This is a genomic window from Pseudomonas sp. NFACC13-1 (assembly GCF_900104425.1).
Classification (GTDB): domain Bacteria; phylum Pseudomonadota; class Gammaproteobacteria; order Pseudomonadales; family Pseudomonadaceae; genus Aquipseudomonas; species Aquipseudomonas fluorescens_AA.
The window spans coordinates 41,264-55,674 of record NZ_FMXV01000032.1 but is presented as its reverse complement, the minus strand read 5'-3'; the positions used below and the strand labels follow the sequence as shown (position 1 = coordinate 55,674).

The following is a 14,411-nucleotide window of genomic DNA, read 5'->3' as shown; positions in this document are numbered from 1 at the left end:
ACGTTTGTTTTCTGGAAGCGGTGCACGGTCATCGCTTCCAGAGAGCGGCATCATCGAGGTTCAGACATGCCTACTTTCTATTCAGGCCCTATAAAGGCCTTCATTGCCAGCCTGTGGATGGTGACGACGTTTTATGGTTCGGTCGCCGTAGCGCAAACGGCAGGATTGTTCCAGCAACCGGCGATCCACAGCGCGATGGCAACGCAATCGGTCATGCTCAGTGTGGCCCGGGCAGGGCAGCGGCTGGTGGCCGTGGGCGAGCGAGGTTTCATCATCGTATCGGATGACAACGGGGCGACCTGGCAGCAAGTCGGCTCGCCGGTCAGCGTGACGCTGGTCAAGGTGCGTTTCATCGATGACAACCAGGGCTGGGCAGTCGGGCATGCTGGCACCGTGTTGCACAGCCAGGATGGCGGTTCGACCTGGGCTAAACAGCTCGACGGTGTTCGAGCCGCCGAAATCGAACTGGAGCAGGCCAGGCGTGACACCGATGAGCGGGCCCCGGAGCGTCTGTCCCAGGCTCAGCAGCTGGTAGATGAAGGTCCTGACAAACCTCTGCTCGACCTGCTTTTCCTGGACGCGCAAAACGGTTGGGTGGTGGGGGCTTATGGCTTGGCTTTCGTCACCCATGATGGCGGGCTCAGTTGGCAGTCCATTCGTGCCCATGTCGATAATCCAGATGGATTACATCTCTATGGCATCGCGCGGATAGGAGCCGATGTCTTCATCGCTGGCGAGCAAGGGACATTGCTGCGTTCCAGCGACACCGGCCAGACCTTCGAGGCGCTGACGCCGCCTTTCGAGGGAACGATCTTCGGTCTCGCACCGGCCGCCAATCATTCGATCCTGGCGTTCGGACTGCGTGGCAAGGCCTTCGAGTCCCGGGATCGCGGTGAGACCTGGAAGCGTCTCGACACCTTGCAGCCGGTGACGTTGACCAGCGGTCTTCGTCTTGATGATGACTCGGTCCTGCTGGCGGACGAGTCGGGTCGGGTGCTGCGTTTTGCCGATGGCGACACGCAAGCCGCTGTCCTTCAGATACCTCAACCTCGTTACTTCACGGGGATGACGCAAGCGACGAACGGTGACCTGATCATCAGCAGTACGCGCGGCATGCTGTCGTCCGCCATAAAAGTGGAATCGTCGGAGTCGCCACAATGAACAGTTTTACGCACTCTGCCGAACACTCGCCTGCACTTGCATCGCCTGCCTTTGATCCTGCTTCCGGGACCCTGGTCGAGCGATTGTTGTTCAATCATCGCGGCATCGTCTTGGGCATCTGTGTGCTGCTAAGCCTGGTGCTCGGCTATCAGGCGTTGAGTCTGAAGCTCAATGCCGCCTTTGAAAAAATGATCCCCACGGATCATCCCTATGTGCAGAACTATCTGCAGAACCGCAGTCAGTTGGGGGAGGGCGGCAACACATTGCGGATTGCGATCGAGGCCAAACAGGGCAGCATTTTCAGTGCTGAGTACCTGGAAACGGTCAAGAAGATCAACGACGAAGTGTTTTTGCTCCCCGGTGTCGACCGCTCCTATATGAAGTCCTTGTGGACGCCGGCCACGCGCTGGATCGGCGTGACCGAGGAGGGTTTCGACGGTGGTCCTGTCATCCCGGACGATTACGATGGTTCAGCCAGCAGCCTGGAACAGGTGCAGCAGAACATCGAACGGTCAGGTGAGGTGGGGCGGCTCGTGGCCTCCAATTTCAAGTCCAGCATCGTGCTCCTGCCGCTTCAGGAAAGCGCCTCGGATGACGGTGCCCCACTGGATTACAACGCACTGTCAAACCGACTTGAACAGATTCGGACCAAGTACGAAAACCAGAACATCCAGATTCACATCACCGGTTTCGCCAAGGTCGTGGGGGACTTGATGGACGGCATGCGGCAGATGCAGCTGTTCTTCGCCGCGACCTTGGTGATCTGCGGGCTCGTGTTGTTCTGGTACACCCGTTGTGTGCGTAGCACGGTGCTGGTGTTGTTGTGCTCGATCATCGCGGTGGTCTGGTTGCTGGGCTTGCTGCCGACACTGGGGTTCGACCTGGATCCGTATTCCATCCTGGTTCCGTTCCTGGTGTTTGCCATTGGCTTGAGCCATGGCGCCCAAAAAATGAATGGCATCATGCAAGACATCGGACGCGGTGCCGACAAGCTGGTAGCGGCGCGCTTCACCTTTCGCCGGCTGTTTTTAACCGGGTTGATGGCGCTGGTGGCGGACGCCGTGGGCTTTGCAGTGTTGATGATCATCAAGATCCCGGTGATCCAGGACCTGGCCGTTACCGCGACGGTCGGTGTGCTGACGCTGATTTTTACCAACCTGATCCTGCTGCCGATCCTGTTGTCATACACCGGCGTGAGCAAAGTGGCGGCGCAACGGGAAGCGGCCAACGACCGGTTTTCCAAGCTGGACGCTCATCACACCCGGCATCCGCTCTGGGCTTTCCTGGATCGCTTCACCGAACGCAAATGGGCCAGCGGCGCGATCTTCATCGGCGTGGTGCTGGGTGCGCTGGGCTTTGCCATCAGCCTTCACGTCAAGATTGGCGACTTGAATCCTGGAGCGCCGGAGTTGCGTCCTGAGTCGCGCTACAACACCGACAACCGCTTCATGGTCAGCAACTTCTCCGCCAGCAGCGACAAGTACGTGGTGATGGTCAAGACCCCGCAGTACGTCTGCGCCAATTACCAGACGTTGGTAACGGTGGATGCACTGGAGGCGCAGTTGCAACAGTTGCCGGGCGTGGTGTCCACCACCTCCCTGGCGGCACTGAGCAAACAGGCCGCGGCCGGGATGAACGAGGGCAGCATGACGTGGTACGAGATACCGCGTAACCAGGGGCTATTGAACGCGATCATCACTCGTGCACCGCGGGAGTTGTTCAACCAGAACTGCGATCTGCTGACCGTGTATGTCTACTTGACGGACCACAAGGCCGATACGCTCACCCGCGTGGTGCAGACGGTCGAACAGTTCGCGGCAAGCCATGACAGCGATCAGACTCAGTTCCTGAACGCGGCGGGTAATGCCGGTATCGAGGCGGCCACCAACATCGTCGTGAAACGTTCGAATGTGCAGATGTTGTTCATGGTGTACGCAGCGGTCATTGCCCTGTGTTTCATCACGTTCAGGTCCTGGCGAGCCGTGGTCTGTACGGTGTTGCCGTTGATGCTCACGTCCGTGCTGTGCGAAGCCTTGATGGTGGGGCTCAACATCGGTGTAAAAGTGGCGACCCTGCCAGTGATCGCCTTGGGGGTGGGAATCGGTGTGGATTACGCGCTCTACATCCTCAGCGTGACGCTTGCCAACCTGCGCAATGGCTCCAGCCTGTCGGATGCCTATTACCTGGCGCTGTTATCCACCGGCAAGGTGGTGGTGATGACCGGGATTACCTTGGGGGTGGCCGTGACCACTTGGGTACTGTCGCCGATCAAGTTCCAGGCCGACATGGGCATTTTGCTGGGCTTCATGTTCGTCTGGAACATGGTGGGGGCGCTGATCCTGGTGCCCGCGCTCGCGCATTTTCTCCTCAAGCCCAAGCTACAGACCGTGAGTGTTTAAATGACCGCAACGATAAACCTCTTGGGCTTGTCCGGCAGTTTGCGCCAACAATCGGCCCATACGGCGATCCTGCGTACGGTGGTCGGACGATTGCCTGAACATGTGCAGTTGACGCTCCACGAATTGAACAGTGTCCCTCCCTATAACGAGGATGACGATGGCGCCCATCCACCACAGGCCGTGATTGCCTTGCGCGCTGCTGTGGCGGCCGCCGATGGGTTAGTGATCGGCTCGCCGGAATACAACCACGGTATGTCCGGCGTGCTGAAAAATGCGCTGGACTGGTTGTCCCGTCCTCATGGGAAATCGGTACTGCAGGGCTGCCCGGTATTGAGTTTCACTGCCTCGCCGGCGTTCACGGGTGGGGTGCGTGCGCATCAACAGCTCAATGAAACGCTCTGGGCGATCCAGGCGCTGCAGGTCGTTTATCCGCAGATCGTGATCGGTAACGTGACCGGCAAAATAGATCAGGGGCAGCTACGGGACGAATCAGCCCGGGCTTTTTTATTGGATGGAGTTGGCGTGTTGATCACGCAGATCGCTAACGCGCCTATGAGGGGAAGTTCACGTTGCTCTTGATGCTCGCTGGAAACGACTCTGGAATTAAGTCCATTCCCTTTGAAAGCTATGCTTTTAATGGCGAGCGGCGGCATGTTAGGGGCTGGTTGCGAAGCGTGGCCCCCAGAAGCGCCGCAATGTTGAAAAAATGGTTTAAGATACACAGCGTTGAAGTGGATTTTCTCAAAAGGACGCGACTGATGGAACTGCTTTGTCTATCAAGCGGCCGAATCCGTACAGGAAACCAGGTTGGTCGCGTGACGGGCCCGGATACACGGTTTTTTTGAGCTGCCGATAATAAATTTACTAGCCACGTATTCAGGAATGGCTGATAACAAGGAGGACATTATCTTGGTCGGTTCAATTAATTCCAATGGGTTTTCTGGTTCGCAGGTTTCCAATGTGACGGCGAGCCAAAATGAATCGCTAACGAAGACTCAGGTGGCAACTGAAAGCGCTGATGTCGGTAGTCATAAAGGTACCACTCGCCTTTCTTCACTCTCTCTACAGTTGAGTGAGAGTGCTGCGCATGCGACGGCAAGGGATTCGGGTTTGAGCAGGAAAGAACTTGGCGCGAAAGCCAGTGAGTTTTTGAGCAAGATTTCCGGTGAGGGTTATTTTATCAACAAAAAAGCCAATGATGCTGAAGTGCCTGACACTCAGGACCCTGTGTTATTGGCTCGTGCGGACAATGCAACTCAGTTTGTCAATGGCAGTGGTAAAAATCCATTTGCGGGTATGTCGAGCGATCAGCTCTCATTGATTATCTATGATGACAGTGGAAGTTTTACGACTAACGAGCGTCGCGCGGCGTGGAGTGAGTCGTCCGATCAGGAATATGCCTGGCGGCAGAAGGTCGTTGCCAACTCGATCGCGGAATACAATGAAACCGGAAAGCTGACGAAATTCTTTACTGCAGCACTTGAGCACTATAAGGATTTGCCCGCTATTGAGCAGGCACAGTACCCTGATAGTTATGAGGCGAAGTTGCAGGGTTGGATAGCACTCGATTTCAACTACAAGACCCATACCGTTGAGGGTAAGGGCAGTCCTCAGGACGTGATGGACAAGGTCTTGAATCTCGACAAGCAGACGTTTGATGACGCTGGGGCAGATACGGCTTGAGTGTGCGAGGTACCTTGATACCCTCAAAAAAAGTCCAGAATTAAGCTTTTTCCTCCAAGGGCAAGAAAATTAACCCCTTGGATTTCAAATCTTGGGGGGAATCCATACGTGCACTGGGCAAGTTTTGAAGGCCAGAGGCACAAAGATCCAAATTGACACAACCCGTTAATTAGCGGAAGTCAGTGTCAATCGTTGGTTTCCCATCAAGCGGATCCGCCGCGTGCTGTGAAGTCGCGTGAGTTCCAAGAACGTGCCACTCAAACCGTCACGTCGACCTTATTGGTGCCCACGGTCATCTGGGTGACTGTTTCATGCGTCATCCGCTGGCCCTTGCTCCACAACTGGGAGGAGAAGAAGCCGTTCAGGGTCTCAGCGTTTGGGGTTGTTCCTTTTTTAAGGAATAGCGCGCCCAGGTCGATGGTGTTGGCGAAGTTGTCCTTGTTCAGAATGTACCCGCCCGTAAAGTTGCCACCCCACGTAGCGTCAGCGGCCACCAGGGCGATGGAGGCGTCGCGGTAGCTGCTCGCTGCCGATTTCAATTCACCGGAAGCATTCAGCCGCTCGTTCAGCCGATCCATGTCGGAAGCGCTGAGCTGCTGTGAACTGTCGAGAACCTTGAGGCTGCCATCCGCTTCGATGGTGAAGCCAAATTTCTTCTCGGCGAGATCCGGGTCGGTGTGAGCCAACGCTGATTGGAACTCTTCGAAAGAGAGTTTCAGCGATTGATGGGCGCTTTTGTGCCTCTCGGCAATTTGCGGGTAATCCGGCGACTGGGTGCGTGCGATCATGCTCTCGATCGATTCCGTTTCCGGGCTCGGCGCGGGGGGGTCATTGATTGGATGGTAAATCGCCGCCGGATTGATGTTGACCGTGGTTTTCAGCAAGTCTTCACTGAGGGGTTTGGTGGTCAATGGCTGGCTGGTTTGGCTCAACTGAGCGGCTGATGGCCGGATAAATACAGAATTGATTGAAAGGGTCATGTCGTCATTCCTTGAACGTCTGAAGTTAGCAGGGTATCGACGGCCTATGAAAAAACATGAGGTGGAAGGGGGGTCCACACGGATTGCATACGTGAAGCCTTGTTTTAAACGGTCAGCTCTTGCGCGGCGTTTTTGGCAGCGATGAGCCGTTCAGCCAGCAGGATCGCGCCCGCCAGCAACATCATCGGAATGTGCCAGGACCCGCTGACAAGCGGCACGAGCATCCAGGCCCAGCACGAAACGATACAAAAGAGGCCGTGCGTCAGGCCTCGGATCAGGCAATCCCTGTCGGCAGCCCAGCCGAACAGAATTAGCCGCCCCATTCGGTGGCCACGATTGAGGGCTGCGCGGTGCCACGGGCTCGCGCTCCACAGCATTGCGACCAGCAGCGCCACGGCCAGGGCATTTTCTGCGGCAGCCATCTGTAGCAACAGCGCCAGGGCGATCAGGAGCGGGCCGGCGGCCATCCACATGGCTCCGTAACCGAGCAGGAAGCCGACTGACGCTTGTATTCGCCTGCTTGGCAGGCTGGAGCGCCAGACGTGTATGAGTGGCGTCGCCAGGAGGGGTGGCATCATGGCCAGGAGCATCAAGGCCCAACCGGCCAGGATTCGCTGGGGTGGGTTGAGTGCCAGCTCCGCTTGCAGGGCGGCAGGCCAACTCGTGAAGATCGATAGCCCATTCACAGTGACGCAAAACGCAGGTCCGTTGGTGGTGATGTCGTTGTAGACGGACAAGGCCAGGCCGAGTCCCGCCATTGCCAAAAGCACCGGCCAGGGGTCGTAGGTAAATTTGCGTAGAACAGAGCCTGGGCGCATGGGGGGCGTTCTCGACGCTGATGGCTATCTGGCGTTCGTCAACGGCTGAAGCCGGACTCCAACGCCTGAAGTCCGGTACCCTTGGTCCAGCAGCGCTACTGAGTTTGCAGCAATAGATGCACATCAATGACGGGATCGCCCATCAGCTTCTGCGGGAACCGATCGCCGATGAAGTCCTTGTTCGCCGGCTCTACCCAGACGCTCAGCTTGCCGCCCAACACGGCCGCCATGGGTAATTCGAAATCGAATTGGGTCATGGCATTGGTCACGCAATTGGCGCAGCTTTGAACCTCTACCGGTTGAAACAATGCTCTGGAGGCGATGGTCTTGGCGTCTTTTTGCAAGTGCACCGAGAAGCTGCCGGGGATCTTCAGGCGATTGATACCGCTGACCCGCACATTGACCCGATCGGCTTCAACCGTGAAGTGTTTGGACGCAGCGAGCGTACGCTGGGACTTCGGCAGGAAATCGACGTTCGAGCCTGTCGCCGCGGGCGCATAGTCGATGCCGAGTTGACCGACCGAGTCGATGATCGCCAGCGTGTTCAGCTCTGGTGGGGTGCTGGTGAATGGGTTCAGGGTTTGCAGCGCCGTATCGTTGAAGATCTGATAACTGACGGGGTCGGTGACTTCGTTGATGGTCGTGAGCAATCCATGCAGATCGGTGGCCAGCATTTTTTTCTGCCATTCCCAGAACAGCCTGTCCCAATTGCAATGGAAGAACCAGAACACTGGGTCGAAGGCCGCCACTTCCTGGTTCTGCATGGTGGGGCCAATTGAGTTGTGGCCACTGTCGTGGGCGGCAATGATGGTGTTGTGGGCGGCGCCGGACCAATAGCCGTGGAAGTCCTCCCAGTCAGTTTTGCTCATGGCTCGGTTCACATCATCAGTCACCCCATAGGTCAGCAGGTTCTGGGCGATCGTGTCGTAGGTAAAACGTGTGGTGACGTAGCCTGCCGGATAATCGGAGCTGGCCGCTTGCTGCAACGTGTACTGGTCGAAGGGCGGGCTTTTAAGCACGTCGGGGAAGGGCGTGGTGATATCCCAGTAGGGCAGGGTGACGTTCGCGCAGCCGGGGACCGATCTCAGGGCGTTCTCGAAGCTGACCAGATAGGCTCGGTGCCAAGGGTTGTAGCCCGGGACGTGATGCATGCAATAGGTATTGGGTGCCGGAAACCAGTGATAACCGGCCTGCGTGAAGTAGCTGTTGGGATCGCTGGGGTCCATGGCCATAATGGCTGAAAACGCCTGTTTGAGCAGATCGAGCTCGGCGCTGGACAGCGTGGTGATGTCCTTGCGGACCCTGGCGGTGGACGCGTCTGCGCTGAACAGTGACCGCGCAGCGAAGTCCCTTGCGTTGACGCTGGCAGCGGGGACTCCTTTCGGGTAGCCGTTGTTCATCCAGTTGAGGAAGGTACCCACCCAGTCAGCCGGCCAGGGTCGGTCTGGCGGCATATTGCCCCCCGCCACTTGTTGGTAGATGTCGCCTGCGTGTTTCATCACCGCGTCGTAGCTGGCCAGGTCGAGGCCTTGCCTGGCCATGTGCGCCCGGTCTACTGAGGTGAACATGTCGCGGATCTGCCCGTACCAGCTAGGTTGGGCGACAGGCGCTGTGGTGGAGGTAGTGGTCATGCTCGACTCCTTGTCGTCAATAACGAACGTTGCAGTGGATCGGATCCTGGGTCGCCAGCATTGCTTGCTCGACATCCGTGGCGGCCCGGTAGTGTCCCGGCAAACAGTACCTAGGTACTTTTGACGCAGATGAACGAGGCGACCAGTCCAGCGGGTTCGCCATTGTGAGGTTTCATGCGGATGACCGACCCGGTGATGGCCGGAACCTGGCTCACGCCGTTGGGCCAACGCTCCGTCAGCGACCCGTCATAATCGTAGAAGTAGTCTTGTGTCGAGGTCCCGGGACGCCCGCTGCCCGCAATGTGCACATGGTCTGGACGACCGTGGCCATGGGTGATGAGCCCCTTCAAATCCATAACGGCGTTTGCCCCGAAACTGAGTTCGCCCATGAACGTCTCGTTGGTGGTGTCCTCTACGGTCCACACACCTTCGGCGAATAACAGCGCCTCGAGTTTTTTCGGGTCACCGTCAGTCAACGCGGGGTTGTTGAGAAAACTTCTGTACGTCCATTGTCCTGCAAAGGGATTGCTCATAGCCGATAACTCCTGATCAGGGTTGCTTGGAGTCCGAGTGTTGATGTGCCGTGTGCTTCATACCAGCCATGCCAATGCCTCCGCCGCTAGCCGTGATGTCCGGCACGATCTGGATATTGGTCATCATGCCGCCGTCTTCGTGGTCGAGGATGTGGCAGTGGATGACGAACTCACCGATGTAGCGGTCGTAGTGCGTGCGCACCAGGACCTGGTAGTCGTTCTGCACGAAGAGGGTGTCCTTGAACTCATGCCACATCCCGCAGTATTGATTCTGTAGGCCCAGTTCGTCGGCTGGCACCAGGCACTCGCCGTTGGCGCCGAAGATGCTTTTGGGCTTCTCGCCCGGCTTGGCGTAGAGCACGTCCATCACTTGGAACGGGTTGACGTGGATGTGAAAGATATGAGGTTCACCCTGGGAGGTCAGGACCCAATCGTCGGTCGTATTGACCTGTCGGGTGAAATCGATGCGGTCCGGATCGTAGGACTTGTAGTTGATGTAGAAGCCGAACGGGCCGGTCCACGGGTCTCCCGGTTTCTTCGGCGCGTTGGCGGGTGGCGAGGGTGGGAATGGCGGATTGCCAATAAAAAAATCGGCCTTCTGAATGTCGTCATTGACCACGGCGTTCTTCAGGTCATCCATCCCGCGCCAGGGGTTCAGGTCTCCGGTTCGCAGCCCTTCCAGGGCGGCGGCAGGGAGCGATTTATCCGTTTTGTTAGCGTCGTACAGCGCTTGCTGGATGTAGCCTTGCGGATCATCAGTCACAACCTGGCCGCCCGACACGATGACCGTGGCCAGCAATTGTGTTTCGTTCGGACCCTGGCCGCCCGGGCCTCCCTTGGGGCCAGCATTGGCGCGTTCAGCGGGAGTTGCTGCCTGGTTCAGTACACAGTAGGTGCCGTCGCGGGGGAACATCAGCAGCACATCGCTGCGATAGCCCGGTTGCAGGAAGTTGCTGCCGATGCCGCCGCTCACGCTCTTCTTATTGACGCCGATGGGGCGAATTGCAGTGCGTGTGAGTCCGTCGGCGGCGATTTCGAACTGAGGTACGAGCTCGACCGGTGTACTGGTGCCCGGCACGGTCGCCGGGCACAGGTCGGTGATCAGCGCAGCCTGTTCCTTCGGTGTACCGCTGAGCACGCCTTTGAGCGCGAGACTGGCTTTGGGATGGGTCGTGTTCATGGGCACGATTTGCAGGTTCACGGTGTCGTGGATGCCCCCATGAATGAACCGCCAGCGTTGGATTTCTCCCGCGGCAATGCCCTGCAGGGTCGGTTGCACCACGCCATTGATGCTGGTGAACCGACCGCTCTCATCCCAGACAGTGGCCGAGGAAAGTTGTGCATCGAAGTTCTCTACCACACCGGTTTTGCCGCTGGGACACGTCCAGGTGAGATCCTTTTGCTTGATGATGGCGCCCTTGTCGTCGAAACACGCATACGGGATTTGCTGGAACAGAAAGACTTGTTCGGTAATGGGCTTCCCGGCCGCGTCCTTGAGAATAGTGTCGATGTCGCCTGGCTTGCCGCCCGTGTAGGGGCGGTTGCCGCGCACAATCAGGGCGCCCGCGGCACCGCTGGCGACTTGCAGCGCCGTGGAGCCATGCCGGTGCGCGTGGTACCAGAAAGTGCCCGAGGGGTGATCGGTGGGGATGTTGATCTCGTATTCGAATTTGGTTTGCGGAGCGATGTTCAACAGCACGTTGTCACTGTTGCCCGACGGCGACACGTGCATCCCATGGTAATGCAGATTGATCGTATTGAAGCAGCCCGGCTGGCCATTCGCCGGATCACCCCCTCCCGGACAGCTGGGATCATTTTTATCCAGCTGGTTGTCCAGGTGGACCCGCAAGGTGTTGCCGGGCTGCACATCGATCAGTGGCCCCGACAGACAGCCGCCATAGGAACGCAGCTGGACCTTGTCCTTGGCCCCGTCGGGATTGCCCGGGTTGTAGATATAGTTTTCGCGTTTCTGCACTTGCAGGTTGAGTTCGACGGTTTGTCCGTCGCGGGTAATGTCGCCCTGCGGGTTGCAATCTGTTTTCGCAAGGGTCGACTCAGTTGCCTTCAGCGTGCCCGGCGCGCCTTTTTCAACGAGCCTGGGCGGCGCCAGGAACGGCTGGGCGGCGAGTTCGGCAAACACTGCCTGGGAGGTTGTGCAGGCCAACAACCCGGCCAGGACTATACGAAGCGAAGTCATATTGTTCTCCCTGCGCCATTGCGCGAATGTGTGCGACAGCCTTGGTGGCCGTGTGTCCTTTGATCAGCTGATTTACAGGGGAACCGGCATCGATCCTGCGGTGAGGCTGCCTGTTTTCCAGGAGGAGTCTTTGCGCTTCAGCTCATTGGCGACGTTCGCAGCCATGCCGGAGGAGTCGCAGGTGCGACCTGCCGTTGGGCAGTGGTCCGGCGATTGGGCGGGGCAAGGGAGGGCGGGGTTGTACGGCGGTTCTCTCCGAGCCATCCGTTTGAATGGCTCGTAAGGGGCACTGATATCGAGCAAGTCCACGCGATCATGGGCCGCTAGTGCAAACAGGTACTGTCCTGGTGCGGACATGGCTCCCTCCTGGGGAACACCATGACGAACGCGTTTGCGTCGCCAGATGTGTAGCTTCCTGCTAATCAGCGTTGCGATGCCCGGACGGCAAGATCGAAGGTCTTGTGGCTCGGAGCCAGTATCCTGAAAGTCAGCTTTGGGAGCATAGCCGGCGTTACTTTATCTGCAAGATATTTTCGTAGGGATTTTCTGAGGGGGAGCCGGTAGGGGGCATTCAGGTGATCGACGGCACAACGTGCTCCTCTCAAACCTATCTGTGCATGCGGATGAATGGCGGTAGTCAGCGCTAGGGTTATCAATCAGCAAGTGGAACAAACTAATGTCTTGGTAGTCTTCAAGAGTGCCCCTTGGCACCGGACGGTTCTTACATGGGGGCGGTCTGAAACGTTGGAGTATTTTTTGCCATAGGAGGTTTCGCGTGCTCTGGAAGTCAAATCTTGTCGTGCTCGCCTTGTCTGCCGTTGCCTTTTCGGCGCAGGCCCAATCCGACCGTCAAGTGGTCGAGGACATGGTGACTCGCTCGGCCAATGTCTGCCCAGGCCACAGCACCGAGCGCACCACGCCCACGGTGAAGGCGGTGCCTGTTGGCGCGTTACGGGTCATGCTTGATCGTGGCTTGGTGATGTGTCCCGATCGTCGTCTCGATGTCGACGCGCCGGCTGTATTCTACGGTCGAGTTGGCGTATTCGAATGGAACCCCGAGGTGCCTGCAAGCTCGGAGGTGATCGCCAAGCAGATCGACGTCATGACCCGCAAGGACGAGTATCCATCGGACACCTTGGTTTGGGACGCCAAGGGCATGCCACTTGAGCAGCGCACCGTGCCGGCTTTCGAGCCCAAGCCAGGGGCTGCTGTGCTGTACCAGATACGGTAAGCACACAGCGCCGCGCAACCCGATCAGACCACGTTATAAGTATGGGGATCTACGGTGCCTATCAGCGTCAGCTCCACAGGTTCAGGCGCGGAAAGATCCCCGGGGAGCGCAGCATTATCGATGCTGGAGCGGGCGACGCTCGCCGTGCTGAACATCAGGTTGCTGTCGTCGAGTTGTCCGGCAAAGTTTCCATCGAGCACCAGCTCGAAGCGTTGGCCGTCGGCATTGGCCTCGAAGCTTTTCAGATAGGTGCGGGTATCGTCTGCGTTATTTCCAATCAACAAGGTGCCGTCGTATCCGTTCCCGATCCCGGTGAAACCCAGGGCACTGAGGTCGATGCGATCCTCGGCAGGATTGAAATCGAGTATGCGGTCACTGCCACTGCTGTCAGCGGTGCGAAAGCTGTCTGTCACGCTGGCATAGCGGAATACGTCGTTCCCCGCACCGCCGGAGAGCAAGTCGCGGCCGAGATTGCCTTGCAGCACATCGTCACCTGCCAGGCCACGCAGGATTTCATCGGTACCCAAGCCTTCCAATACATCGCTGCCGGACGACCCCACCAAACGGGTACTGCCGTCCGTGCTGCCGAAAGTGCTGTCCAGACTGCCATCGGCGTTTAGCCGAACCGCAGCAAAATCACTGCCGCCATTGGCGAAAGCGCTTCCTCCGAGCAGAATCTTGCCATCGTCCTGCACAGCTATTGCTTTGCCTGCGGCGTAATCGCCAGGCAGATTAATGCTGACCGAACCTTGGTTGCCGAAACTGACGTCGGGGCTGCCATCGGCGTTGAAACGCAGCACGGTGAAGTCATCGAAAGAGGTCGTGTTGGATAGCAGTATTTTGCCATCGTCTTGCACCGCCACACCGCCGCCGTAGCTGCCAACATCGATCTCCATGATGCCATTGACGCCAAAGTGGGTGTCCAGTTCTCCACCAGCTGTGTATTTGAGCAAGCTGTTATGAAAGTTCGGCGCACCTTGGACGAGTATGCCGCCATCCGCCAGGGAGGTGAGGCCTAGCACGAAATCAAGCGTTCCAGGGGCCTGCAATGTCAGGATTCCGTTTGTGCCGAAGGAGAGATCTTGTGTGCCGTCGGCATGCAGCTGCGTCACTCTCAGCGTGCTGCCCTCGACGGCCCCCACCAACACGCTGCCGTCAGCGTTGACTTCCACTATCGGCGCGTGGCCGAAGCCGCTGGACAGGCTGGCCTGGGCATTGGCGTTGAACACGGCATCGGCTTTACCGTCCGGGCCCCAACGCTGGACGATGGGGGTGTTATCGTGCCCTTCGTGGGCCGCCACCACCGCCCCGTCAGTCTGGACGCGAAGGCTATAGTCCTTTTCGAGGGGGATTTGCTTATGAATCACCAGCCGTCCAGCATTGCCGTAGGTCGAATCCACGCTGCCATCGGCGTTGAGATGGGCCAAGGAAAAGTCTTGGCCGTAGTCAAGGTCGAGCGCATGGTAGGAGAGACCGGCGACCAATACTGAGCCGTCGGGCTGTATGACCATGTCGTAGGCGTTATCGGCGTATCCGTTGATATCGACGATCATGATCCCAGGGGCGCTGTAGCTAGTGGCCATTGCTCCATCCTCTAAAAATATCCAGAAGCATTGACTCTAGCCTAGGACCATTAGTTCGCCAGGCCAGGCCAGGGCTTGGTGCACAGGCATCAAGTCAACCGCCAGATGCACCTGGAGGTGACGGCGCCGACGTAAGGCACCAATAAGTAGTTAGCTACCTATATAATATTCACTTCATTTCAGTGAAGGTTTGTA

The 14,411-nt window shown here is 57.9% G+C and carries 11 protein-coding genes; 5 read left to right on the top strand and 6 right to left on the bottom strand.

All coding sequences use genetic code 11. The annotated features are described in order from the left end of the window. The first annotated feature begins 66 nt into the window (after nucleotides 1–66). From BLQ55_RS27410 to BLQ55_RS27395, 4 genes are all read left to right on the top strand, one after another. Nucleotides 67–1,161, top strand: a complete 1,095-nt coding sequence (locus BLQ55_RS27410) for a WD40/YVTN/BNR-like repeat-containing protein (RefSeq protein WP_092258538.1) — start codon at nucleotides 67–69, stop codon at nucleotides 1,159–1,161. Next, a complete protein-coding gene (locus BLQ55_RS27405; RefSeq protein ID WP_092258535.1) occupies nucleotides 1,158–3,560 on the top strand; it encodes an efflux RND transporter permease subunit in 2,403 nt (800 codons plus the stop codon). The genes BLQ55_RS27410 and BLQ55_RS27405 overlap by 4 nt, the downstream gene beginning before the upstream one ends. Continuing rightward, nucleotides 3,561–4,139 carry an NADPH-dependent FMN reductase gene (locus BLQ55_RS27400; protein WP_092258532.1) on the top strand — a complete coding sequence of 193 codons (579 nt, stop codon included), beginning with the start codon at nucleotides 3,561–3,563 and terminating at the stop codon, nucleotides 4,137–4,139. Between the two features lie 303 nt (nucleotides 4,140–4,442). Continuing rightward, entirely contained in the window at nucleotides 4,443–5,243 is an 801-nt protein-coding gene (locus BLQ55_RS27395) for a hypothetical protein (protein ID WP_256326656.1), read from the top strand. 257 nt (nucleotides 5,244–5,500) lie between these two features. Here BLQ55_RS27395 and BLQ55_RS27390 read toward each other — a convergent pair whose 3' ends face one another. The 5 genes from BLQ55_RS27390 to BLQ55_RS27370 all read right to left on the bottom strand — a co-directional run bounded on the left by BLQ55_RS27390 (nucleotide 5,501) and on the right by BLQ55_RS27370 (nucleotide 11,402). Further along, nucleotides 5,501–6,223 carry a hypothetical protein gene (locus BLQ55_RS27390; protein WP_092258529.1) on the bottom strand — a complete coding sequence of 241 codons (723 nt, stop codon included), beginning with the start codon at nucleotides 6,221–6,223 and terminating at the stop codon, nucleotides 5,501–5,503. A 104-nt stretch (nucleotides 6,224–6,327) separates the two neighbouring features. Next, nucleotides 6,328–6,981, bottom strand: a complete 654-nt coding sequence (locus BLQ55_RS27385) for a copper chaperone (protein WP_256326655.1) — start codon at nucleotides 6,979–6,981, stop codon at nucleotides 6,328–6,330. A 155-nt stretch (nucleotides 6,982–7,136) separates the two neighbouring features. Next, a complete protein-coding gene (locus BLQ55_RS27380; RefSeq protein WP_092258523.1) occupies nucleotides 7,137–8,672 on the bottom strand; it encodes a tyrosinase family protein in 1,536 nt (511 codons plus the stop codon). A gap of 110 nt (nucleotides 8,673–8,782) precedes the next feature. Then, a complete protein-coding gene (locus BLQ55_RS27375; RefSeq protein ID WP_092258520.1) occupies nucleotides 8,783–9,205 on the bottom strand; it encodes a hypothetical protein in 423 nt (140 codons plus the stop codon). 16 nt (nucleotides 9,206–9,221) lie between these two features. Then, nucleotides 9,222–11,402, bottom strand: coding sequence for a multicopper oxidase family protein (locus BLQ55_RS27370; protein WP_176814260.1), 2,181 nt, complete (start codon nucleotides 11,400–11,402; stop codon nucleotides 9,222–9,224). Nucleotides 11,403–12,177: 775 nt separating this feature from the next. On the opposite strand from BLQ55_RS27370, the gene BLQ55_RS27360 reads away from it, so the two are divergent. Next, on the top strand, nucleotides 12,178–12,633 hold the full coding sequence (locus tag BLQ55_RS27360; protein ID WP_092258514.1) for a hypothetical protein: 456 nt from the start codon (nucleotides 12,178–12,180) through the stop codon (nucleotides 12,631–12,633). A gap of 23 nt (nucleotides 12,634–12,656) precedes the next feature. On the opposite strand, the gene BLQ55_RS27355 is transcribed toward BLQ55_RS27360, so the two are convergent. Then, on the bottom strand, nucleotides 12,657–14,216 hold the full coding sequence (locus tag BLQ55_RS27355; protein ID WP_092258511.1) for a M10 family metallopeptidase C-terminal domain-containing protein: 1,560 nt from the start codon (nucleotides 14,214–14,216) through the stop codon (nucleotides 12,657–12,659). Between the last annotated feature and the right edge of the window lie 195 nt (nucleotides 14,217–14,411).